Source organism: Enterococcus sp. DIV1328a (assembly GCF_050536905.1).
GTDB lineage: Bacteria > Bacillota > Bacilli > Lactobacillales > Enterococcaceae > Enterococcus > Enterococcus faecalis.
Genome location: NZ_CP172912.1, coordinates 1,766,825 through 1,790,906 on the forward strand (window position 1 = coordinate 1,766,825; position 24,082 = coordinate 1,790,906).

General features: G+C 36.2%; 19 protein-coding genes. All 19 read right to left on the minus strand.

Annotated features, from left to right (window positions below):
- Positions 1-262 precede the first annotated feature (262 nt).
- Positions 263-1,096, minus strand: coding sequence for an energy-coupling factor transporter transmembrane component T family protein (locus IGL93_RS08600; RefSeq protein ID WP_002356939.1), 834 nt, complete (start codon positions 1,094-1,096; stop codon positions 263-265).
- Positions 1,093-2,799: an ABC transporter ATP-binding protein gene (locus tag IGL93_RS08605; protein WP_002356938.1), complete on the minus strand. Its 1,707-nt coding sequence runs from the start codon at positions 2,797-2,799 to the stop codon at positions 1,093-1,095. Before IGL93_RS08605 ends, IGL93_RS08600 begins: the two co-directional genes overlap by 4 nt.
- 100 nt (positions 2,800-2,899) lie before the next feature.
- Positions 2,900-3,451 carry an ECF-type riboflavin transporter substrate-binding protein gene (locus IGL93_RS08610; protein WP_002356937.1) on the minus strand — a complete coding sequence of 184 codons (552 nt, stop codon included), beginning with the start codon at positions 3,449-3,451 and terminating at the stop codon, positions 2,900-2,902.
- A gap of 229 nt (positions 3,452-3,680) precedes the next feature.
- Complete coding sequence (glmM, locus tag IGL93_RS08615; RefSeq protein ID WP_002356936.1) at positions 3,681-5,036, minus strand: phosphoglucosamine mutase; 1,356 nt, start codon at positions 5,034-5,036, stop codon at positions 3,681-3,683.
- A complete protein-coding gene (locus tag IGL93_RS08620; protein ID WP_002374494.1) occupies positions 5,029-6,192 on the minus strand; it encodes a CdaR family protein in 1,164 nt (387 codons plus the stop codon). The genes glmM and IGL93_RS08620 overlap by 8 nt, the downstream gene beginning before the upstream one ends.
- Complete coding sequence (cdaA, locus tag IGL93_RS08625; protein WP_002389035.1) at positions 6,189-7,073, minus strand: diadenylate cyclase CdaA; 885 nt, start codon at positions 7,071-7,073, stop codon at positions 6,189-6,191. The genes IGL93_RS08620 and cdaA overlap by 4 nt, the downstream gene beginning before the upstream one ends.
- 196 nt (positions 7,074-7,269) lie before the next feature.
- Positions 7,270-11,001, minus strand: a complete 3,732-nt coding sequence (nifJ, locus tag IGL93_RS08630) for a pyruvate:ferredoxin (flavodoxin) oxidoreductase (RefSeq protein WP_025190559.1) — start codon at positions 10,999-11,001, stop codon at positions 7,270-7,272.
- A 257-nt stretch (positions 11,002-11,258) separates the two neighbouring features.
- Entirely contained in the window at positions 11,259-12,599 is a 1,341-nt protein-coding gene (gene glnA, locus IGL93_RS08635; protein WP_002356929.1) for a type I glutamate--ammonia ligase, read from the minus strand.
- A 42-nt stretch (positions 12,600-12,641) separates the two neighbouring features.
- Positions 12,642-13,025 carry a MerR family transcriptional regulator gene (locus tag IGL93_RS08640; RefSeq protein ID WP_002388239.1) on the minus strand — a complete coding sequence of 128 codons (384 nt, stop codon included), beginning with the start codon at positions 13,023-13,025 and terminating at the stop codon, positions 12,642-12,644.
- A gap of 202 nt (positions 13,026-13,227) precedes the next feature.
- Positions 13,228-14,469 carry a GTPase HflX gene (gene hflX, locus IGL93_RS08645; protein ID WP_002356926.1) on the minus strand — a complete coding sequence of 414 codons (1,242 nt, stop codon included), beginning with the start codon at positions 14,467-14,469 and terminating at the stop codon, positions 13,228-13,230.
- Positions 14,470-14,472: 3 nt separating this feature from the next.
- A complete protein-coding gene (gene miaA / locus IGL93_RS08650) occupies positions 14,473-15,402 on the minus strand; it encodes a tRNA (adenosine(37)-N6)-dimethylallyltransferase MiaA (RefSeq protein WP_002362093.1) in 930 nt (309 codons plus the stop codon).
- Positions 15,403-16,149, minus strand: coding sequence for a glycerophosphodiester phosphodiesterase (locus IGL93_RS08655; protein ID WP_010713262.1), 747 nt, complete (start codon positions 16,147-16,149; stop codon positions 15,403-15,405). It lies immediately after the preceding gene.
- A gap of 157 nt (positions 16,150-16,306) precedes the next feature.
- Positions 16,307-17,266, minus strand: coding sequence for a GDP-mannose 4,6-dehydratase (locus IGL93_RS08660; protein WP_029644919.1), 960 nt, complete (start codon positions 17,264-17,266; stop codon positions 16,307-16,309).
- 92 nt (positions 17,267-17,358) lie between these two features.
- Entirely contained in the window at positions 17,359-18,780 is a 1,422-nt protein-coding gene (locus tag IGL93_RS08665; protein WP_002401292.1) for a lipopolysaccharide biosynthesis protein, read from the minus strand.
- Positions 18,781-18,852: 72 nt separating this feature from the next.
- Positions 18,853-19,770, minus strand: a complete 918-nt coding sequence (locus IGL93_RS08670) for a hypothetical protein (RefSeq protein ID WP_010707341.1) — start codon at positions 19,768-19,770, stop codon at positions 18,853-18,855.
- 22 nt (positions 19,771-19,792) lie between these two features.
- On the minus strand, positions 19,793-20,617 hold the full coding sequence (locus IGL93_RS08675) for a LicD family protein (RefSeq protein ID WP_010707340.1): 825 nt from the start codon (positions 20,615-20,617) through the stop codon (positions 19,793-19,795).
- Between the two features lie 2 nt (positions 20,618-20,619).
- A complete protein-coding gene (locus IGL93_RS08680; protein WP_002401289.1) occupies positions 20,620-22,014 on the minus strand; it encodes an O-antigen ligase family protein in 1,395 nt (464 codons plus the stop codon).
- Between the two features lie 15 nt (positions 22,015-22,029).
- Positions 22,030-23,010, minus strand: a complete 981-nt coding sequence (locus IGL93_RS08685; RefSeq protein WP_010713260.1) for a glycosyltransferase family 2 protein — start codon at positions 23,008-23,010, stop codon at positions 22,030-22,032.
- A 1-nt stretch (position 23,011) separates the two neighbouring features.
- A complete protein-coding gene (locus IGL93_RS08690; protein WP_002378507.1) occupies positions 23,012-24,070 on the minus strand; it encodes an NAD-dependent epimerase/dehydratase family protein in 1,059 nt (352 codons plus the stop codon).
- Between the last annotated feature and the right edge of the window lie 12 nt (positions 24,071-24,082).

Genomic DNA, 24,082 nt, shown 5'->3' on the forward strand with positions numbered 1-24,082 from the left:
TCTCCTCGTCACCTGAACGTTCAGGTCTGGCGCTATCCGATATTGGTCTATATACCTCCTTTGTAAACATATTCCGTAGAAACATAAACAATCATACAATTAAAAGTAGGTACTTGTCAACAAAAATCTAAAAACCGAAAATTGGTCTAGTTCTTTAAAGTTGTAAAAAAAGAATCTAGTACACTCATAGTAAGAGAAAGTACTAGATTCTTAATAATAAAAAAATATCCGTTCTATTTATAGAACCTTATCAATTTGTTATTTATTGGAATGGATTATAAAACCGGCCACCATTCACATGGAACAACCAGAAACTGATTCCTAATAAGCACAAGGCAAGTATCATTACCGAAAAATCACGCAGATGAAAAGGTTGTTGCGCATACCACGTTCGATTTTTCTTTTGACCAAAACGCCTTAATTCCATAGCGGTACTCACAGTTTCAATTCGATCTAAACTAGATAGGATTAAGGGTAAAACGATTTGTGCTACGCCTTTGATTCGTTGGCCTAACCGTCCCTTTTTAGACATCTCATACCCTCGCGCTTGTTGTGCTAAAGAAATATTAAAAAAATCTTCTTGGATATCGGGAATATAACGAATAGCCAGCGCTACTGCATAACTAATCCGATAACTCACACCAATTCGATTCAAGCTGGAGGCAAATTCACTAGGATTTGTTGTTAATAAAAAGATTAATGCCAACGGAATCGTACAGAAATATTTTAAAACTAAATTAAATTCATAAAATAATTCTTCTTGTGTCAAAGTAAACCGTCCGATTCCTTCCCAAATCACGGTACGTGATTGATATAAATCAACCCCATATTCAGGTGCAAAAAGGTAAACCGTTAAAATATTTAACAAAGAAAAAATAGCAATAAATTTAATAACAAAAGATATTTGATGCCATTTAATATTTGATAATTTTAACAAAACAAGCGAAACCACAGACATTCCTAACAGATAACGAGTATCATACGTGGTCATACAAGCCACAGAGACAACGATTAAAAAGACTAATTTGCTTGTGCCGTTTAAGCGATGAATCCAGGTTGAATCAGGATGATAGCCTAACATTTGTCGTTCACTCATCCAAAACGCACCTCACGATCGTAAGCAACAAATTTTTCCGTAAATAGCAAGGGATTTTCCAAGCCTAACGCTTTAGCAAAGGTAAACAAGCTCGTTTCTTTTAAAGAAGCTGCTTGAATTAATTTTTCATCTGTTAAAACAGCAACTGGAGTCGCATCTGCTAGTAAACGTCCATCACAAACTACTAACGCACGTGTTGTATATTCCAACATTAAGTGCATATCGTGAGTGATCATTAAAATAGTCACACCTAAGCGGTTCAATTCTTCTAAAAATGTCATCATTTCTGTATAATGTTTAAAATCTTGTCCAGCTGTTGGTTCATCTAAAATTAATAATTCAGGTTCTAAAACTAAGATCGATGCAATAGTTACCCGTTTTTTCTGCCCAAAACTCAACGCAGAAATCGGCCAGTTCCGGAAGGGATACAGCCCACAAATATGTAAAATATTCGTCACACGTTCCTCAATTTCTGCTTGTGGCACATCTCGTAAAACTAATCCTAAAGCTACTTCTTCAAAAATCATTTTTTTAGAAATCATTTGATTGGGATTTTGCATCACATAACCAATTTTATCTGCACGTTCTTTGATTGAATAATTGGAAAAATCCTGTCCCTCCCATAAAATCTTGCCCGATTGAGGCGTGATGAACCCGCAAATTATTTTAGAAAGTGTAGACTTCCCGGCACCATTTTTTCCTACAATGCTGATCATTTCTCCATGATGAATAGTTACTGAGAAGTCATCTAACACTTTTTCACCATGACGATCATATTGATAGGACACTTGTTCCAAACGTAATAGTTCAGCTCCTTTGACCGCACTAACTGAACTAGGTTGGACAGACCACTGTGTCATTTTGGGCAAAACCGTTTCGCCTGATACTTCGGCTAATTTGTCTAAATGACTAACTTGTGTTAAATCAATCCCAGCATATTTCATGGCTGTAACGTACAAAGGTTCACGAATCCCTTGCTGGGTCAACGTATCTTGACGTAACAATTCATCTGGCGTTGTATCAGAAATAATTGCGCCCTCATTCATGACAATAATTCGATCAACTGATTCGCAAAGAACGTCCTCTAAGCGATGTTCTATTATTAAAACAGTTGCTTTTGTTTCTTGTTGAATGGTGTCAATCAAAGTCATTGTTTCTTGTCCCGCTCGTGGGTCAAGATTAGCCAAAGGTTCATCAAAAAGTAAAATTTTTGATTGGTTAATTAGAACGCCCGCCATAGATACACGTTGTTTTTGACCACCTGACAAATCTTGTGGACGGTGTTGCAATAACTGATTCAGCTCAACAATCTCGGACCATTTGTGGACCGCTTTTTTCATTTCTGCTTGTTCAACTGCATCGTTTTCTAAAGCAAAAGCAATATCCTCAGCAACCGTTAAACCGATAAACTGCCCATCGGTATCTTGCAAAACAGTTCCTACATCAAAAGACAAATCAAATAGACTTGTTTCTTGGATATTTTTACCAGCAACCGTAGCTGTTCCTTGAATCTCACCTTCATAAATATTGGGAATTAACCCGTTGATACATTGCGCCAATGTTGATTTGCCACTACCACTAGGCCCAACGATTAAAACCTTTTCTCCTTCATAGATGGTTAATTGAATCCCCTTTAATGTCGGTTCAGATTGGCTATGATATTGAAAGGAAAAATTATTAAAAGTAATGATTGGTTTTTTCATTCGGCCTCACCTCAGTTTCTCCATAAAAGAAAGGGTCTGAGCATTAGCAAAGTAATTACTAGGGCAGACCCTTAACCATTTAAATTATTTCGACAGTTTCTTAATCTTTCGATAAACTGCCTTTCTTTGTTCTTGTTGATGCATAAGCTTTCATCAACAATGTTCCAATAATCCCCACAGCGACAATATTTGAAACAGTCGCGAATACGCCTTGTGTAAATACTTTACTTGCGGGTTCACTATAAATCAAAATATCCAAACTAGGCGCGATTAAGCCCCAAACGACGATATTGCCAAAGGCTTGGAAAATATTGAAACGCACCATGTCATTTGTTGTAAATTCACCATGTTGAAGATCCATTTTACGACCAGCGAAGCCAAAAATAATACCAATAATTCCTGAACAAATAATCCAGCTCCACCAAGCGCTACCATACGTGGTAAAATCTTTTAACGTGTGACCGATCAAACCAATTAGCCCTCCAGCTACTGGTCCAAAAACAACTGACATTAAAGCAAGAAATGGATACGACGTTTCTAAGTTCGTATTAGGAATCCCAGTTGGAATTACAACGAATCGACCTAAAATAACAAAAACTGCAGAGCCAATTCCAATTGCTACAATTGTCTTGACGGACATTTTTTCTTTCATTTCGCTCCTCCATTCTATAACTCCATTGATTTACAGCCGCTCCCTTCTTGATTTTATCAAATAAAAAAAGAAGATACGCGGTGCATCTTACTTCTAAAATAGTACCCTTTTAACCGCTCTATGTCAATGATAGACGGAGCTTATTAGCTATTTTCTTTTTTTGATTTCCAACAAAGAAACCAGACACTTAACGCAAGCTAGCATTAAGTGTCTGGTTTCTAATTGGTTCTTATTCAACGCCGATTTCTGCACGTACTACTTCGGCAATTTTATCAACGTAATAATCAACTTTTTCTTGTGTCGGCGCTTCAGCCATCACACGTAACAATGGTTCTGTTCCAGAAGGACGAACTAAAATACGACCTTCGCCATTCATTTCTGCTTCTGCTTGTTCGACAACTGCTTTGATTGCTGGAACTTCCATTGCACCATTTTTATCTGTGACACGAATATTGACTAATTTTTGTGGATAAATCGTCACTTCATCCGCTAATTCAGATAATTTTTTTCCCGTTTGCTTCATAACATTCAACAATTGAATCCCTGAAAGCATACCATCACCTGTTGTGTTGTAATCTAAAAAGATCATGTGACCAGATTGTTCGCCACCAAAATTGTAATCATTTTTACGCATTTCTTCTACAACATAACGATCACCCACTTGCGTTACCACATCTTTTAAGCCAATTTCTTCTACAGCTTTATGGAAACCTAGATTACTCATCACTGTTGTAACGATTGTATCTTTTTTCAAACGTTTTTTCTCAGCTAAATATTTAGCACAAATATACATGATTTTATCACCATCGATAATTCGTCCTAATTCATCGACTGCAATAATTCTATCACCGTCGCCATCGAAAGCCAAACCAGCATCCGCGCCTTTTTCAACAACCATTTCTGCCAAAGCTTCAGGATGAGTGGAACCCACACCATCATTGATATTCAATCCATTAGGACTTGTTCCCATTGTATAGAAATCTGTCTCTAAATCCGCGAAGACACGATTGACTGCTGTTGCAGTTGCTCCGTTGGCAGCATCTAAACAAACAGTCATATCTGCTAAATCGCCAGGAATACTTTGAACTAAAAATTGCGAATATTTTAGTAAGCCTTCTGGAAATTCATCTAATGAGCCTAAGCCTTCTGCAGAAGGTCTTGGTAAGGTGTCTTCTTCTGCATCTAACAATGCTTCAATTTCTGCTTCCTGATCGTCTACTAATTTGAAGCCATCTGCCCCAAAAAACTTAATCCCATTGTCTTCCGCAGGATTATGTGAAGCTGAAATCATTACGCCAGCGGATGCTTTTTGTAAACGAGTAAGATATGCTACACCAGGTGTTGAAATCACCCCTAATTGGAAAACTTCAATTCCGACTGATAATAGTCCAGCAATCAATGCTTGTTCCAACATCTCACCTGAAATACGTGTATCGCGGCCTACGAGAACACGAGGTTTTCTTGAACTATCTTCATGTTGACTCAACACATAACCACCGTAACGTCCTAATTTAAAAGCTAATTCAGGTGTTAACTCCTTATTTGCAATTCCTCTTACACCATCTGTTCCAAAATATTTACCCATTTTGATTCTCCTTAGTCACTTGATTCTCTGTATTTTCAGTTGAACCAGCAGTTGTACTTTCTACTGTTGATCCCTCACTTGTTGTTTCAGAAGTATTTGATTCTACTTGACTGGATGTACTTGGTTGTACTGCTTGGCTACCTGAGCCAACCGTTGTTGAACTTGCAGGTTCCCCTGAAGTTTCATTTGTATTTGATGACTGTTGTTGATTGTACACGGGGCTCAAAGAAACGTCAACCTCATCTGGTGTAACTACGTATTCTCCATTAACGGGAATAGTCACTGATTGTTTTGTTTCTTTGCGAATATCAGAAATATCTACCGGTACTTCAATTGATTCTAGCGTATCTAAAATTGATTGCGGGCCACTGACCCTAACTTGGTACGTTGATAAACTATAATTGTAATGAGCGATCCCAGCTGGTGGCGTACCTGTCATACTAACATTCAGTGGTACATCTTTTGTTGGCGCAGTTAAGCCTACTGTTACTTTGACTTGTGGTGCTGGATTTTCGATACTTAGGACTTGACCTTTGGCATCTAGCGCTTGGACATTTACCGTTTGTTTAATCGTATCAATTGTTTGTTTGGCACTTGAGACTGGCGCAATCACTTTGTCAATTGCTTTCGCTGTTTCTTCTCCAGTTGTTACTTCTACAGTTTTTGGATCTACAGAAATATTTTTTACTTTGTAGCCTTCTTTTTCAATGTTATCAGAAAGTTGTGCTTCTACATCGAATTTTTTTGTTACTCTCTTTTCAATCGTTACAGTCACTGTTTTCGGTTCAATTTCAGCTGTAACAGCTGAACTTAGTCCCCGAACTGTCAAAGGCACTTCCGAAGTCCCTAATGGCAATTTGGTTAAGTCTGCGACCACTTGGAAATTTCGTGTGTCAGCATTTGATTCCATGTTTAATTGAATGCGGTTCGCACTACGTAAATGAACATTTACACTCTCTTCAAATCCAGAGACATAATATTTGTCTTTATCGTATTGGACTTGGACCGGAATATTATTCAATGTTTCACTATACGTTTGGCTTGAACCTGAATTGGAGGGATTATTGCCTGTTGCATTGGCATTAAAAAATAACAACAATGCAAACAGCAATGAAAGCAAACCATTAAACCAGCTTTTTTGGGAGGCTTTTCTCATTTGCGTTTAACCCCCTTTGTTACATCATCGATAAAATGCTGTAAAGCACTTTTTTTATCTTCCGATGATTCCGAAATTAACTCCTTACGCAAAATTGTTAAATACTCTTCTTGCGTTAGACCAGGAATTAATTCATTGTTCAACGTCAAACTAACGTCACCAGTTTCTTCAGAAACAACAATCGTAATGGCATCACTGACTTCACTGATACCGACTGCGGCTCTATGGCGCGTTCCAAATTCTTTTGGAATTAAATTGCTTTCTGATAGCGGTAAATACGCACTAGCAACAGCAATTTTTTCATTTTTGATAATCACTGCACCATCATGTAGTGGTGTATTTGGAATGAAAATATTAATCAGTAATTCACCAGTAATATCGGCATCCAAATCAATACCTGTCTCAATGTATTCATCTAAACCAGTATTGCGTTCAATGGTTATCAAAGCACCAATTTTCCGTTTTGACATGTACTGAATGGCTTTGTCAAAGGCCTGAATAATACGCTCATCTTCTTGTTGCGCACCTTTATTCGGGCGGAAAAACGAACTTCTCCCTAGATGTTCCAGCCCTCTTCGCACTTCTGGTTGAAAAATAACAACCGCGGCGATTACACCATACATGATGACTTGATTCATTAACCAAGATAATGTATGTAGACCAATTATCTCACTTAGAATGCGGATAATGATAAAAACAGCGACACCTTTTAATAGTTGGACTGCTTTTGTTCCACGAACAAGCATGATTAATTTGTAAACGAGGTACCATACGACTAGGATATCTATGATATTGATAACAAAATCCTTAGATAAGAAATCCGTTGAGATGACTTGCTGCCAATAATTCAAATCTAATAATTGATTCAATTGAAACGACATCATACCCCTCACTTCTCTCTCAAGATTTCCTAACAAGTATACCACATTATTTTCTTTCATCACAGAACGCAAGCGGAAACATCAAAAAAATTTAGGAACTTTTTCAAATAACTTGAAATTTTTCATCAAAAAATCGCATTTCTAACTAAAAAACGTGTCCAAGCAAAAAGCTCAGACACGTTTTTTTGATTTCTATTTAATCTTGCTCACGTTGTTTTCTCTTGGCTGCTCGTTCTGCGCGGCGGGCAGCCCTTCTTGCTTCCGCTTCCGGATCAACTACGCGTTCTTTTTTCACTCGTGGCTTCTCGTTCTCTAGCGCAGTTATTTCTGGTTCACTTTGTTTTTCTAGTTTTGCTCGAATTTTTTCTTCTTGACCAGCTAAACGAGCATAATTATAGAACCGTCTCTTAGCATCATTAATTGTTTTATTAAATAACAATTCCGCTGTATCTGGTTGACTAGATTCTAAGGACGCAAAGCGAACTTGTTGGCGCATAAACTCTTTCATTAATGAAAAATCTGGTTTTTTGAAATCCAGTGTCATTGGTTCTTTGCCTTTTTCTCGCAATAATGGATTATAGCGATATAAAGACCAGTAACCTGAATGAACTGCGTCTTTCGCTTCTTTCAACGTTTGACTCATCCCACCTGCTAAACCATGTGTAATACATGGTGTATAAGCAATAATAATCGATGGTCCAGGGAATTTTTCCGCTTCTTCAAAAGCTTTAATCGTCTGCATTTGGTTTGCACCTGAGGCAATTTGAGCGACATAGACATTTTCATAAGTCATTGCCATCATCCCTAAATCTTTTTTAGAGGCATATTTCCCACTGGCAGCAAATTTCGCAATCGCTGATGCAGGAGTTGCTTTGGAAGTTTGGCCACCTGTATTGGAATAGACTTCATTATCTAAAACTAACATATTTACATCCGCGCCACTAGCTAACACGTGGTCAATACCGCCGTAGCCAATATCGTAAGCCCAGCCGTCCCCACCAATCATCCACTGACTTGGTTTGACAAAAAGATCTTGATCGTCATAAATTGCTTCCAATAAAGGTTGATTTGTTTTTTCTTCAAGCAAAGCTGCACGTAATTTAGCTGCACGTTGTTGCGTACCTTCACTTTCGGACAGATGTGCTATCCAATCTTCCATCAATAAACGTAAAGAATCACTGGCTACAGAAAAAGCTTCGGTCATTTTACTAGCTAAACGTTCGCGACGCGCTTGCGTTGCTAACAACATGCCGTAACCAAACTCGGCATTATCCTCTAAAAGAGAATTTGACCAAGCTGGACCTTGTCCTTGTTCATTAGTAGTGTAAGGTGTCACACCCGCTGCAGCACCCCAAATCGATGAGCAACCTGTTGCATTAGCAATCAGCATTCGGTCACCAAACATTTGCGTCAATAATTTAACATAAGGCGTTTCGCCGCAACCAGAACAAGCACCAGAAAACTCTAATAAAGGTTTATTAAATTGCGAACCTAAAACAGTATTCGGTTTTGCTGGGTTTTCCTTTTGACGTAACGTCATAGCAAACGCCCAGTTCATAGCCTGCTCTTTTTCTTCTTCATAAGGTTTCATTACTAAAGCTTTGCCTTTAGCTGGACAGGCTTCAACACAAAGTCCACAGCCAGTACAATCTTTGACTGAGACTTGGATACGATATTTCAAGCCGTCGGCACCACGTAGATCACGCACAATGAATCCTTCTGGCGCTTCAGTCATTTCTTCTTCATCGGCTAAGAATGGTCGTATCGCCGCATGGGGACATACAAAGGCACACTCATTACACATGGTACACCGATCGCTAATCCATTCAGGTACTTCTAATGCCACCCCACGTTTTTCAACTGCCGCAGTTCCCAAAGGCATCCGCCCATCTGTCATCCCATTTTTCGCTAGTGTCGCAACAGATAACGCATTGCCTTCTTGACGATTAATCGGTTCAACAATTTCATGAACAAAATCACTAACATTTTCTGAACGTTTTCGCGGTTGAACTTCAAGCGTTCTCCACTCTGCTGGAACAGGTACCTGATGCAACAATTCAACGGTCTTATCGATTGCTTGAATATTTTTTTCGACAACTTTCATAGACTTATGACCATAACTTTTCAGTGCTTCTTCTTTTAAAATTGGTAACACTTGCTCAAAAGGCATAATTTGCGCTAATTTGAAGAAAGCTGTTTCCATTGCGGTATTAATTCGCCCGCCTAGTCCGACTTCACTAGCTAATTTCACTGCATTGATTGTATAAAACTGAATCTCATTTTCAGCTAGATACCGTTTTAATTGATTGGGTAAAAATCGTGCTAGTTGTTCATCATTCCAAATGGTATTTAAGAGGAAAGTACCGCCTTTTTTTAACCCTTTTACTAAATCATAAGTATGCAAATAAGCGGCTGTATGACAAGCCACAAAATCAGAATGTTCAATGAGGTACGTTGAACGAATAGGCGTCTCGCCAAAACGTAAATGAGAAACGGTCAACCCGCCTGATTTTTTTGAATCATAATAGAAAAATCCTTGTGCATACTTGTCTGTATGATCACCGATAATCTTAATTGCTGACTTGTTCGCCCCTACTGTCCCATCAGAACCAAAGCCCCAAAATTTAGCTTGATAGGTTTTCGGATTCGTCAAATCAAGTGGTTTGCCAACTTCTAATGAAGTATAAGTTAAATCATCATCAATCCCAATTGTAAAACGCTTCTTCATGGCAGAACGTTCTTTCATTAATTCATCAAAAACCGCAACAATTTGATTTGGCAGCACATCTTTAGAACCTAAACCATAGCGCCCACCAATAATTGTTGGGCGAATGTCCGCTTCATACATCGCGCTTTGGACATCCAATAATAACGGTTCGCCACCAGCACCGGGCTCTTTCGTCCGATCCAAGACAGCAATTGCTTTAACTGATTGTGGTATTTTTTCAAGAAATGTTTCAACTGGAAATGGCCGATAAAGATGGACATTAAGAAAACCAACTTTTCTTCCTTGTTCTTGTAAATAATCAACCGTCTGTTCAATTGTTTGTGCAACTGAACCCATTGTGACAATCACTTCTTCTGCATCTTCTGCGCCATAATACGTCACCAAATCATAATTGGTTCCCCGTAACCGGTTAATTTCTGTCATATATTTTTGAACAATACCAGGTAATTTTTCATAATAAGGATTTATTGTTTCTCGTTGTTGAAAGTGAATATCTGGATTTTGGTTCATTCCACTAACGGAAGGGTGATTCGGATTCATGCTCCGACGACGGAATTCGGCTAATTTTTCTTGGTTTACTAAGGGTGCTAATTCTTCATAGTCAAGAACTGCCACTTTTTGAATTTCATGACTTGTTCTAAAGCCATCAAAAAAGTTCATAAATGGAACACTCGCTTCAATCGAAGCCAAGTGAGCCACTGGTGCCAAATCCATCACTTCTTGCACACTGCTTTCTGACAACATAGCAAAGCCTGTTTGGCGTGCGGCCATTACGTCTCCTTGATCACCAAAAATATTTAAAGCATTCGTGGTTAAAGCTCGGCTCGCCACATGAAAAACAGATGGTAATAGTTCTCCAGCTATTTTGTACATATTAGGAATCATTAAAAGTAACCCTTGTGAAGCCGTATAGGTCGTGGTAAGCGCGCCTGTTTTTAAAGAGCCATGGACCACGCCGGCAGCACCAGCTTCCGATTGCATTTCGACTACTTTCACAGGTTGACCAAAGATATTTTTCTTACCTTCGGCCGACCACTGATCAACAAGTTCAGCCATTGTTGAACTTGGTGTTATTGGATAAATGGCTGCTAATTCTGTAAAGGCGTAGGAAATATAAGCTGCTGCAGCATTCCCATCCATTGTTTTCATTTTCCGCATGTTTTTCTCATCCTTTATATCTAAAAAATAGAATAGTTGCACGCATATTCTTGTTTATTATAGCGGAATTTCACAAATTATGAAAGATTTTGTCAATTTTTTTGCTTAAAAATAAAAGAGAAATTGAGAAAAAACCACTTTATCCCCTATAAACAAACTATTTAACTGAATTAAAATTACTTTATTTTGTGAAATAGAAATTATCCATTCGTTCACAAACTAAAGAATGAAAGAGGGAGATAAGCGTTTCGACTTATCTCCCTCTTTCTAAACATTAAGATTATTAAAAGTAACAGCTTTTAGTACAACTCCAAATATTGTTCTCTTTCCCATTCAGAAACGGTTTGACGGAAGGCTGCCCATTCCATTCGTTTTGCTTCTACAAAATTGGCAAAAATGTGACGACCTAATGCATCAATCATTACTTGATCTTTACGTAATTCTTTGATGGCATTGTGTAAGGTTGATGGCAAATCTTCAATTTGTGCATGTTGACGTTCTTCCTCATTCATCACATAAATGTTACGATCAACCGCTGGCGGTGGCGTAAGTTCATTACGAATACCATCCAAACCTGCTTGTAATAAGACTGCCATTGTTAAATACGGATTCGCTGAAGGATCGACAGAACGTAACTCTAAACGAGTCGATAAACCACGAGACTCAGGAACTCGAATGAGTGGTGAACGATTTCTGCCGCTCCAAGCTACATAAACAGGTGCTTCATAACCTGGTACCAAGCGTTTATAAGAGTTCACTGTTGGGTTACATACCGCAGTATAGGCACGGGCATGTTTTAATAAACCACCTAAGAAATGATACGCAGTTTGGCTTAAGCCCATCTCTCCTGACTCGTCATAAAAAACATTACCTTCTTCATTAAATAATGACATATTGCAGTGCATACCAGAACCATTAATTCCAAACAAAGGTTTTGGCATAAATGTTGCATGCAAGCCATGTTTGCGCGCAATAGTTTTCACAACTAATTTGAACGTTTGAATATTGTCACAAGCATCAACTACATCAGCATATTTAAAGTCAATTTCATGTTGACCTGGTGCTACTTCATGATGCGAAGCTTCCACTTCAAAGCCTAAACTTTCTAACTCTAAAACAATATCACGGCGACAATTTTCACCTAAATCGGTTGGCGCAAAATCAAAATAGCCACCTTTATCATTCAAATCAGTGGTAATTTCACCATTCTCATCTAATTTAAATAGGAAAAATTCTGGTTCTGGTCCTAAGTTAAAAGAAGTAAAGCCTAATTCTTTCATATCTGCTAAGGCGCGTTTTAAATTACCGCGGGGATCTCCGGCAAAAGGGGTACCATCAGGATTGTAAATATCACAAATTAAGCGCGCAACTTTTCCATGGTCGCTTTCCCACGGAAAAATCATCCATGTAGATAGATCAGGGTATAAATACATGTCACTTTCTTCGATACGAACGAATCCTTCGATGGATGACCCATCAAACATCATTTTATTATCTAATACTTTATCTAGCTGACTCACAGGAACTTCAACATTTTTAATTGTTCCCATAATGTCGGTAAACATTAGTCGTAAAAAACGTACGTTTTCTTCTTCTGCAATATGTTTAATCTCTTCTGCCGTTTTGGCTTTTCTTGTCATCGGTCTGATCCCCATCCTTCATTTTTATTGGCTGCTGAAACGTTAAAGCCTTGGTACATTCGATTGGAACGGATTTTGCTGAGTAAGTCCTCCTTGCGAAAGGATTTCGTCGTATAAAATCTGACGAACATCTGCATCGGTTAACGGACGAGTCGCCTCGGCGGTGTTTTTTTGTTCCTCTAATTTCATTTCATACACACGCTTAATCCCTGCCATGTTCAATCCATCAGATAAATAATCTTTAATTTCTAACAAAACATCAATATCATTTAAAGAATACATGCGTCGGTTGCCCTCACTACGTTCTGGATGAATCAATCCCTGTTCTTCATAGTAGCGAATTTGTCGAGCGGTCAAATCCGTTAGTTTCATAACTGTACCAATTGGAAAAACTGACATGGAACGGCGTAACTCTTTTTCTCTCATCTCCATCCTCCTCTCTTAGTTATTTCTTAGAATAACAATAGAATGACAAATTGTCAAGAACTTATGTTAGATTTTCTAACATAAAACAAAAAACCTGATAAATATGGACTTTTCCATCTTTTCATGGCTGATTTTCTCCTGCTAACCAAAAAAATAGAAATGATTTGTTTTTACAAATCATTTCTAATCAACTTATCATTTTTTATTCTTTTTCGGATTCAGCCAACCATTTAGACTCTTTTTTCGCAAAACCTTTCACGATATACCGATTTTCATTTTCAGCATATTCTTCTGAAATCATTAGTGTCATCCGGCGAAGTTCACTTAATAGTTGTCCGTCAGTTGGGCTAATTTCTAATTGATAAGGCTCGAGTAATTCCATCATTTGGGCACGGATAGCTTGAACCAGTCGTTCTTTATCTTCAGAAATTTTAGTTGAGATCAATACATTGGGAAATAAGGTTGGGACAAATTCTTTGCTGTCCACTTGATCTCTTTTATTATAAACCGTCAAGCACGGAATATTTTCCAACGCTAATTCTTTAATCAATGTTTGAACTGTGCGTTCATGTTGTAACCGATCTGGCGCACTTGCATCCACCACATGGAGCAGTAAATCCATCGTCCGACTTTCTTCCAATGTCGACTGAAAGGCTTCAATCAGTTGTGTTGGTAAATCTTGAATGAAGCCAACCGTATCGGTCAGCGTAACTTCCATGCCTTGAGGCAATTGCCATTTTTTAGTTAAAGGATCTAACGTTGCAAACAATTGATCCTCTGAATAAGTTCCTGCTGTCGTCAACATGTTGAGAATGGTTGATTTGCCAGCATTGGTATAACCAATCAAGCCAATTTGAAATAGTTCTGAATTTTGTCTTTTTTGGCGGCTTCGTTCACGATGAGCAGTGACTTCTTTTAACTCACGACGGATGCCTAAGATTTTATTCCGAATGTGTCGGCGGTCCGACTCTAATTTCGTTTCACCAGGTCCACGTGTCCCAATACCTCCTCCAAGTCGGGACAACTGTTTTCCTTGACCAGCCAAGCGAGGCAATAAATAATCCAATTGTGCTAATTCAACTTGTAACTTTCCTTCTTTGGAGCGCGCACGCAAAGCAAAGATATCCAAAATTAATTGTACACGATCAATTACTCGCACAGCTAACGCTTCAGATAACAGTTGATTTTGACGCGGTGTGAGCTCATGATTAAAAATCACAAGATCCGCTTCATAGGCATCTGTTAATTGAATTAATTCTTCCAATTTCCCCTTACCGATTACGGTTTGTCGATCGACTTGTGGTCGTTTTTGCGTTAAAACAAACACCACTTCGCCATTAGCGGTTTCCGTTAAATTCGCCAGTTCTTCCATTGATGCAGAAAATGTCTGATAATTTTTTTCCGTCTCAACTCCTACTAGAATCACTTTTTCATGAGTGGTCATCGCCTACTCACTCTCCTTCTGTTGTAGCCATTCCGCTACTTCTTTTTCCAACTTGGGCAAATCTGTTGGCTGCTGAACCAAATCCCACCAATGCGCAGCCATTCGATTTCTAAACCAAGTCAATTGACGTTTGGCATATCGCCGCGATTGCTGTTTGACTGTTTCAACCGCCATCTCTAATGATTGTTCACCGGAAAAATACGGGAAAAATTCTTTATAGCCAATACCTTGAGCTGCTTGTGCATGTGGTTGCTGAAACATCTGTTTTGCTTCTTCCAACAGCCCTTCTGTCATCATTTGATCCACCCGCTGATTAATACGTTCATATAATAAAGCGCGGTCTGTTTCCAAACCTAACAAATAATAATCATAGAGACGAGCTGGTTTTTCCTTCGGGGTCAAAATACTATAACCGGTTTTATCAAAGACCTCTAACGCACGAATCACTTTTTTGCGATTATTAAAATGAATGCTGTCAGCCGCTAGAGGATCCTTTTGTTGTAATAACTGCCATAAAGCTTGGTTCCCTTTTTCTTCCGCAAATAAATTGTACGTTTCTCTAATTTCAGGCGAGTCATCTATCTCACGACTTCCTAGTTGAAAATCATAAAGGAGTGATTGAATATACAAACCTGTTCCTCCAACGATAATTGGTAGTTTCCCTTTTTCAGTAATTTCTTTGATTTTTTGACGACCCTCTTTCTGAAAATCAGCGGCAGAATATGTTTCGCTGACTTCACGGCAATCAATTAAATAGTGAGGAATTCCTTCTTTTTCTGTTTCTGTGACTTTAGCGGTGCCAATGTCTAACGAGCGATAAACTTGCATGGAGTCACCGCTAATAATTTCACCATTAAATTTTTTTGCTAAAGCAATACTTAATGCTGTTTTCCCCACCGCAGTGGGTCCTACAATAACTAATACTTTCTCCAATTATGTTTCTCCTTCTTCTTGCCAATTTTGACGAGCAAATTTTGCTTCTTCAGGAAAATCCGTATGAACACCCGCCAATTTTAGCTGAAAACAATTTTCCGTTTCTTCCATCCGATTAACAGTCCACGGCCGCAGCGGTTTGCCAATTGTGATAAGTTCTTTTTCATGAGCCAACACCCAAGACATTTTTGGATGTAAACTATCGACAAGCGCGAATGCCGGTCCCGCTTGACTTAAATCCTCTGCAGATTCATAAATAAAGGCAATTTCTGTCTTAGGATCAGCTTTTTTTAATTTAACTAAACTCGGAAAATAAAAACTAGAATATAAATAACGAAACGGCCAGTTTTTTCGCTTCATTTGTTGGACGACTTTTTTCTCAATTCCTTCATAATGGATAATGTCCGTTTTAAGTTCAATATTCAAAAAACCATTGAATTGTTCTTCTACAAGACAATTTAAAACATCTTCCAATGTTGGAACACATTGAACAGAAGGATTTTTCTGAAACCAGCTTCCAGCATCTAGTTGTTTTAATTCGTTTAATGTTAACTGTTGGATTTCACCATGACCATCTGTCGTACGATCCACCGTTTCATCATGCATAACGATTAAATAACCATCTTTAGATAAGTGAACGTCTAATTCAATTCCTTCAGCACCAACACGAACAGCCTCTCTGAAAGCAATACACGTATTTTCAGGATGGGTGCCTTTACTTCCTCGATGTGCAATAATATCTGTCATGCTCTCACTCCAATCTTGTTTATTGTACCATTGGAGTGAGGTGGGTTCAAATATAGGAAAAAGAAAAGAAAGAGCAAGACATCAATCAAAGCGACTGATGATGTCCCACTCTCTAAGTCTTATAAACAATTTAGTCTCAAATCCGTCTTTTATTCTCTTAATCTTTTAGTTCATACTTAACATATTTATCCAAACCGGATTGAATACTATAGTTCGGTTCATAACCAATGGCACGTAATTTAGATATATCCGCTAAGGAATCTTTGATGTCCCCAGCTCGCGCTTCTTTGTATGCAACTGGCAAAGTGACTTTCATAATATCATTTAAAGAAGAAATTAACTCATTTAAATCGGTTGCTTTTCCAGTCCCGACATTATACACTTCCCCAAGTGATTGGTCAGAATGAGCGACAAGATTCAATGCTTGAACCACGTCCTCAACAAAGACAAAATCACGGGATTGTTTTCCATCGCCAAAGATATTGAATGTCACTTCTTGATTGGCCAATAAGCGTTTGTAAGAGTCCATCACAATCGAAATAACGCCAGAATAAGGCGAATTAGGGTTTTGGTTTGGCCCATAAACGTTAAAGAAGCGAACAGCGCTTGTTGGAACATCATATAAATGACAATAGTTTAAAACATATTTTTCAGAAGCAAATTTATCGACTGCATAAGGCGTTAATGGACGAATTACTGATTCTTCCTGTTTTGGTAAAGTTGGCTCATCACCATAAACCGCTGCAGAAGAAGCAAACACCAAACGTTTTAAATCTTTCTGGTATTTCCGAATTAATTCCAGTAATTGTAACACACTCTCAAAATTCACTTGGTGTGTTTCCACTGGACGTGCTACTGAATCTGCTACACTAGCAATCGCTGCTAAGTGAAAAATGTAATCGAACTGATACTCTTGTAGTACTTTTTCCATTAATTGTTGATCAGTCACGCTACCTTCAATGAACGTGATGTTTTCAGATGCGTTTAAATTTTCAGTTTGGCCCATTGATAAATCATCAACGACCACAACTTGATTGTCTTTACTATAATAATTTGCTAAGGTTGAGCCGATAAAGCCGGCGCCGCCTGTGATTAAAAAGTTCCTCAAGTTTCCCACTCCAATTAAAATAATACATTAATTTTACCATTTTTAGGTGTCAAAGACTACAGTTTGTTTTTTTCAATAAAAAAGGAGAGAAAATAACTTTCTCAACCTTTTACTAAATATTTTAAATTCTTTGCGTTATTCACAAAACTCTTATGAATGAATAAGAAATAGATAATGTACACAATTCCATAAGAAATGAAACTATAAATACTACCGCCAAACCAAAGATTACTAAAGATAAACAATAATGTAACCAACGTTTCCAATACAGTACTATTACCTATTTTAACGTTCATATCTTTGCATAGAAAAATTTCCGCTAAATTACAACGAAATGCTAAACTTACTAATATCAACCCAACAGTTAAATTCAAGTTCCCAACAACGAAAATCACAAACAGCGACAGGATTAACGACAAGGCAAGTGTCAATACGTTAACAAATAAAATTGTTTTTTCTTTTCTCAACGTTTTTAAATACGTATTAATTAGTAAAGACATCCGACCTTCATAAATAACTATAGGAAATAGAATTCCCATAAATTTCAAACTCTCGCTATATTCGGGTAACCACATACCTAAAACAAATTTGACGGGTACATATAACAGCAGAATTGCATACGTCAACGGAACAAAAACACCTCTTAATGTGACAAATAAAGACGGCAATCGCTCTTTATTTGTCCGTCTTAACAACGGAAACATTACAATTCCAACAGCATTAATAAAAGTTAAAAACATATTTGATAAACTTAAAGTAAAGGACAATTTACCAAAGGTTTCGATAGTCCAACGCTGTTGAACAAAAAAGCGAATGGTTCCCATTATTAGCATACTTGCTATACTACTGAGCATTAGTTTACTACCTATGTTAATATTATCAACTATTTCAGGAGTAACTTCCTTCAAACTCATCATGTTCACACGCAACATGTCTTTAACTCTAAACATTCCCCAAACCGTAATAATCAGTTTAGAAAGTATATCCATAATGATTAGCCAATAAAAATCTCGTCCTCCTAATGCAAAGTAAATTGCAATGAACAGGACATATAAATAGCGATCATTTCTGGATAATTGAGCATATTCCTTAATACGATTTGTTGACTGAAAAACATACAGAATAAACGTTTTTGCAATTGTAATTACTGAAACAATGGCCGTCAATATCAAAATAATCCCTTGATATTCTTTCGGCATGAAAAAGTAAGCCCAAAGAATGACAAAAGCAGAAATACAACATTCAAAAATCGCTAAATACCAGAATTGAGAACCGAGATTTCTTTTATCTAAATTTTCGTATTCTTCTCCCCCGATTTTTAAATAGATACCATCAATCCAGCCTAAGTGAAAAAAACCAACATAGGAAGCATAGAAAACATATAATTGCCAATAACTATATTCTCTAACCCCCAGCAATTTTGGAACAAATAAGTTTAATAAAACGGATATCCCCAGGGTAGCAAAATTAGCAGCGACTGTATAGTATAGATTTTTTACAACTGATTTAGCTTTCTCATTCATTTATTGTACCTCTTATTCTTTTATAAGTTTAAATCAAAAAAATATTCATCAAAGATTTTCATTTTTCGTACTTTAAATAAAAAAATTATTTAACCAACCTTTGAATGAATACTTCTCTTTAACAGTTTCAGCAACTGGTTTCATAGGTACCTTTAAAAACGTTAATATCTCAGACATATTTTGTTTATTTAGTAAGAATATATTTTCTTTTTCATAGAAATCCATGTTTAAAACTGTGCGATTATTCGTAATTAACTTTTTATTAAGAAATAATGCCTCTAAAGGTCTTAATGATATTCCATGTTGATTTTCCTGTACAACATCTAGAATAGCCGATGTATTTGCTTCATACTTAATGAGTTCACTATAAGAGATAGGCTTCTTATAGTCATAGTTTGAATAAGAATTTTTCGAAGAATCTACTACATAGATAAAAGGATTCAAATTACACTCTACAAAGTACGCTTCTAACTCTAATAAATAAGAGAGACGCTGTTTATCTACACCAATAAAACAAACATCAGATTGATACTTTGGATCTTCCTGACTAGCAACAACCTTTGTCTCGTCTATAAATTGGTTATTAAAATGCATTTGGTATTTTTCACAATCACCTATATCAAAGGACCAAAGCTCACAGTTTAAATCAGCGTAATAAGAAACCGGTGTATCTTTTTCAACAGGATTACTATACCATATAGCAATCCTGATATGCGGATATTTACGATTTAAATATTTAATTACCGGTCGTGAAAAGTAATGAGAATTCAACAAAATAAAATCTATTTCAGAGAGATTATTTTTCCACTCTCCATAAAAAAATCTTGCAAATGTAGTGTCTATTCTTTTATCTAATTGATTTAATAATTTAACAATAAAAGGACGTTTAGAAAAATATTTTTCTACATGTACACCTAATTTTTGCGCATCAGTTGAAAACAGAACTGATTTTTCATCTAAAGTAATAATCATCATGCGATTATAATCCATTATTTTTCCTACCTTTTTTACTTTATTTCCAATAAAAAGTATACGGATGGTGCGTTACTTGTTCAGACATAGGTGGTAATTCCATATAATTTCCATAACGTAATGATAAAAATAGTTTTCTGTCTTTGATTGCTCGAACTTTATTGCCAGCAAATAACACATCTTCATAATGATCAAACCATTCTTTTGGAAAAACACCCCATTCTTCGTTGATAAATTCAATATAACCACATTCGATAGATGATTCAATCGGATAAGTAGTTACTTTATCCATAAATTTACGTTTCCAAAAATCATAATCTCCCTGTTTAAGTAATTTTCGGTACCTTGGATATAGAAGTACTCGTTTTAAGTATGCTTTCCATCGAGATTTAGAAATGGCATAAGAATTATTTAAGGTAGCTAACATATTTTCTCTATATGACTCGCATTGACGACCAAAATCTAAACGTTCAGAAGATGTGGTTGGAAAACCATCAATCGGAAAAATATCGACAAACACACCTAATTCTGGGTCCTCACTATTATAAAATTGCTTCGATTTAACACATGTTCTAGTATCAACTAATTTTGCAAACGTATAGCGATAGTTCTTTCTTGTTTCCAAGCTCAATAATAGATAATTTTTATCTTTAGATAATATATTAATTAGACGATCATAATTAGGTCTCGTTAAGACAATATCCAAGTCATCATCCCAAGGGATGTATCCTTGGTGCCTTTCAACACCAATTAAACTACCGTAGTAAATAGAATATTCAATATTATTTTGACGACATATATTATCAATATATACTAATATTTCTGTGCTCGTTTCTTGTATTTCTTTAATCGTTAATGGTTTCATTTTTATCTCCAAAATAAGAATTTATTATTGTTTTTTACTAATTGACTAGATACAGAACCTAAATATAGCCAAAATAAAAAGGTACCAATTTTATTAACTAAAATTAATTCTGTTAGAAACATTGCCGAAACTAAAATAGTCAGTACAATTAAGACATTTCTCAAAAAATTATCATTAAAAATATTGATTTTTTTTGAAAATAAAACTTGCAATGTTGTTAGGATTTTATTAATTAAAAACAGAATTAACGGAATAGTCCCTGCCAGCCCCGTTGTCGCTAAGGTATAAAAGAAAAAATTATGCGAAGTTTGTTGTTTAACCGCAATCAAAGTATTAGGTAAATAGTGTTGGGCATATGTTACCAAATTTCTAGGAGAGGTACCAAACCAGATATTTGACTGAAATATCTCAAACGAACTTTTCCAAAGTCCAAAACGATTATTAGAAATATCTGTCTTGTTTTCTACGTCTGGTCTATCCAAAGAAACATCTGGTCGATTTTTTGAAACGTTCGTTGTAGATTTGTATTCTACGTTATTCCACAAATCTAAAATAGCTAACATTCCTCTTTCAATTAGCTTCGTTGCTATATAGGCAAAAAAGACCATACCAATACTTGTAATAATAGAATATAAAAGTTGTAAACCTAATTTTTTTTCAGTCGTTTTTTGATACACCACAAAAAACGAACCCACAAAAATAATTACCATTAGCTCTACAAAAGCCGTCCTTGATCCAGATAAAGTTATATATATCCATTGTATCAAAGTATTCATTATCAATAACCATTTCCACTTTTTCAAAGTAGTTTGAAAAAGCAATGACACCGATAAAATTATTGAAACAACAGAAATGGTAGCTGCAAAGTTAGGGTCGGCAAATACCCCATATAAACGATTTTCAAAAAAGCCAATTCTTAAGCCATTATAAATTTTATCCAAAGGCGCTGTATATGAATACTGTATAAAAAACATACAAATAGCGATAACTACTAACAATCCCCAAACTATTAAAAGAATTTTTTCTAATACTTTAAATGTTTTTTTATCTTGTTCTTTACCAATTTGATAAATAACTAATAAAAAAATAGCCTGCCATATAACTAATTTTAGGTTAGCTATAAAATACGTTTGGTAATGAATGAGTGTTACAAAAAAAAGCATGACTATAAAAATGACTAACATCGGATCAAATTGTTTAAATCTTTTATTTTTTAGAATAAAAAACATCTGATTTAGAATATAAACCATCGCCCAAATTGATATCAACCCAAACACCAGAGTATCTACCTTACTTGGTAACAAGCTATAAAGACTAATTGTTCTTAATAAAAGCATAAATTCAAAAATTATTAAAAACGGTAATTTCGTTTTTTCCAAAAAGTTATTTACCCACATAATACTACTCCTAATTTATTCATTTTTTGTTTTCCTATGTTTTTCTTCCAATATAGCAATCATCTTATAATATGGTACTCCGATTTGAAGTGCGATTGCTCCGACTTTTCTAGGCATAGTAAAATATTGATTTTTCATTATAAATTTAAAATTTTTTCGTAAAAAAGTAACAATTTCTTTTTGAACTTTTTTTTCTTCATTATTTAACTTACTATTCATCATTTTATCTAATACTATAAAATTTGCCCAACATACACGTGTATGAACAACATTAGATAATTCAGGATACCAGTCTAAGATATAATTTTCATTTTCTTTCCAAACATTGATTGTATCTAAATCTTTCTTAGAAAAAAGATTGCTTGAAATACTATTGGCACGGTGAAAATAATAATATTTTTGTTGCGTATCAATAACAATTTTCTCTGTATGCTCTAGGATAGATAAAATAACTGCACCGTCTTCTGTAATCATGCCTACAGGGTATCGGATATCTTCAAAAATTTCTTTTTTATATAACTTATTCACAGCATGAACAGATACAACTTTAGCTTCTAAAATCATTTTCATTGCTGCTACTTTATCTAGTACTATATATTGCTGTTGTTTTTCTACAGGTTCTTTTCCCTCATAAACATCATAAATACCACAGATTGATAAATCGGCATCTTCTTTTACGATATTTGTATATAATAGTTCATACATATCATCTGCAATGTAATCATCACTGTCTACGAAACCTAAATACTCACCTGTCGCTATTTCAATTCCAGCATTACGAGCATCGCTCAGCCCTCCATTTTCTTTATGGATAACTTTTACCCGTTGATCTTGTTCAGCAAACTGATCACACATTGCTCCAGAACTGTCTGGAGAGCCATCGTCCACCAGAATTAATTCGAAGTCAGTAAACGTTTGAGCTAAAATAGAGCGTACACATTTTTCTAAATATTTTTCTACATTGTATACAGGAACAATAATACTAATTTTGGGCATATCAATTTCCGCTACCTTCTAAAATTTTAATTGTATGTTTTAATGGTTCTTCCATACTGTCGTACAGAGGCCGCCAACCTAATGCGTAGATTTTTTGATTGTCTAGTAGTGCTTTTGTTGCTTTAGAAAATCCTTGTTTTTCTTGGGCGGTGGCTTCACCATGAATCACTTTTGTTCCAGCCACATTGGCTAATGTTTCCGCAAAAGTACGTAACGTAATATCGCAATGTTCGTTTGAAACATTGTAAGCTTCCCCCTTTTGCCCTTTAACTAATAAAAATAAAAGAGCAGATACAATATCTGCAACGTATGCATAAGAGTATAGTTGGGTCCCTGCGCTTTTTAACACAATGTTTTCTTTATGAACTGCATTCATAATAAATTGAGAAGAAGCTTTACTATCCGAAAGTAACATCGTAGGCCCGAAAGTACGACTAATTCTTGGAATAACAACATCAATACCATATTTCTGAATATAGGCTTGACATAATGATTCACTTGCTCTTTTTCCTTCGGGATAACCGGCCCGTAGCGTGTTACAGTCAATATAGCCGCAATAGTCTTCCGTAAATTTATCAAGATCTCCACGATTTTCTCCATAGATTTCAACAGTTGATAAAAATAACACTTTTTCACTATTCGCTTTGACCGCATAATCTAAAATATGCTGCGTACCAGCAATATTGGTCATAATCGTTCCAATTGGATCACTGGCATATGATTTAGGATGTGTATTACTAGCACAATGCAACACATAGTCACAAGCTTCTGCTATCTGAATTTCTTCTGTGACATCTCCGATAACTATATGGAATAACGGATCTTCTAGATAACTAGTAAATCGCTCTTCTAAACGCGACAATGTTCGTCCCATCGCCCAGATCGAAATATTCGCATTTCTCGTTTTATTTTGGTACATAAGCACATCAATTAAAAAGGTCCCAATCATGCCTGAAGCACCAGTTATAAAAACAGATTTATTAGTTACTTTCGTCCAATCTGGTGTCTTCTCTAAAACTCGTTCAACGTCTGATAAATAATTATCGTCTGTAAATAACATGGTATCCCTCCA

Coding starts and splice junctions, on each gene's coding strand:
- IGL93_RS08685 (WP_010713260.1), bottom strand. CDS start 23,010: ATGCCCAAAATTAGTATTATTGTTCCTGTATACAATGTAGAAAAATAT.
- IGL93_RS08670 (WP_010707341.1), bottom strand. CDS start 19,770: ATGGATTATAATCGCATGATGATTATTACTTTAGATGAAAAATCAGTT.
- IGL93_RS08675 (WP_010707340.1), bottom strand. CDS start 20,617: ATGAAACCATTAACGATTAAAGAAATACAAGAAACGAGCACAGAAATA.
- cdaA (WP_002389035.1), bottom strand. CDS start 7,073: ATGTCGTTTCAATTGAATCAATTATTAGATTTGAATTATTGGCAGCAA.
- glnA (WP_002356929.1), bottom strand. CDS start 12,599: ATGACAAGAAAAGCCAAAACGGCAGAAGAGATTAAACATATTGCAGAA.
- hflX (WP_002356926.1), bottom strand. CDS start 14,469: ATGACCACTCATGAAAAAGTGATTCTAGTAGGAGTTGAGACGGAAAAA.
- IGL93_RS08610 (WP_002356937.1), bottom strand. CDS start 3,451: ATGAAAGAAAAAATGTCCGTCAAGACAATTGTAGCAATTGGAATTGGC.
- glmM (WP_002356936.1), bottom strand. CDS start 5,036: ATGGGTAAATATTTTGGAACAGATGGTGTAAGAGGAATTGCAAATAAG.
- IGL93_RS08600 (WP_002356939.1), bottom strand. CDS start 1,096: ATGAGTGAACGACAAATGTTAGGCTATCATCCTGATTCAACCTGGATT.
- IGL93_RS08680 (WP_002401289.1), bottom strand. CDS start 22,014: ATGTGGGTAAATAACTTTTTGGAAAAAACGAAATTACCGTTTTTAATA.
- IGL93_RS08605 (WP_002356938.1), bottom strand. CDS start 2,799: ATGAAAAAACCAATCATTACTTTTAATAATTTTTCCTTTCAATATCAT.
- IGL93_RS08690 (WP_002378507.1), bottom strand. CDS start 24,070: ATGTTATTTACAGACGATAATTATTTATCAGACGTTGAACGAGTTTTA.
- IGL93_RS08655 (WP_010713262.1), bottom strand. CDS start 16,149: ATGACAGATATTATTGCACATCGAGGAAGTAAAGGCACCCATCCTGAA.
- IGL93_RS08640 (WP_002388239.1), bottom strand. CDS start 13,025: ATGAGAGAAAAAGAGTTACGCCGTTCCATGTCAGTTTTTCCAATTGGT.
- IGL93_RS08665 (WP_002401292.1), bottom strand. CDS start 18,780: ATGAATGAGAAAGCTAAATCAGTTGTAAAAAATCTATACTATACAGTC.
- IGL93_RS08620 (WP_002374494.1), bottom strand. CDS start 6,192: ATGAGAAAAGCCTCCCAAAAAAGCTGGTTTAATGGTTTGCTTTCATTG.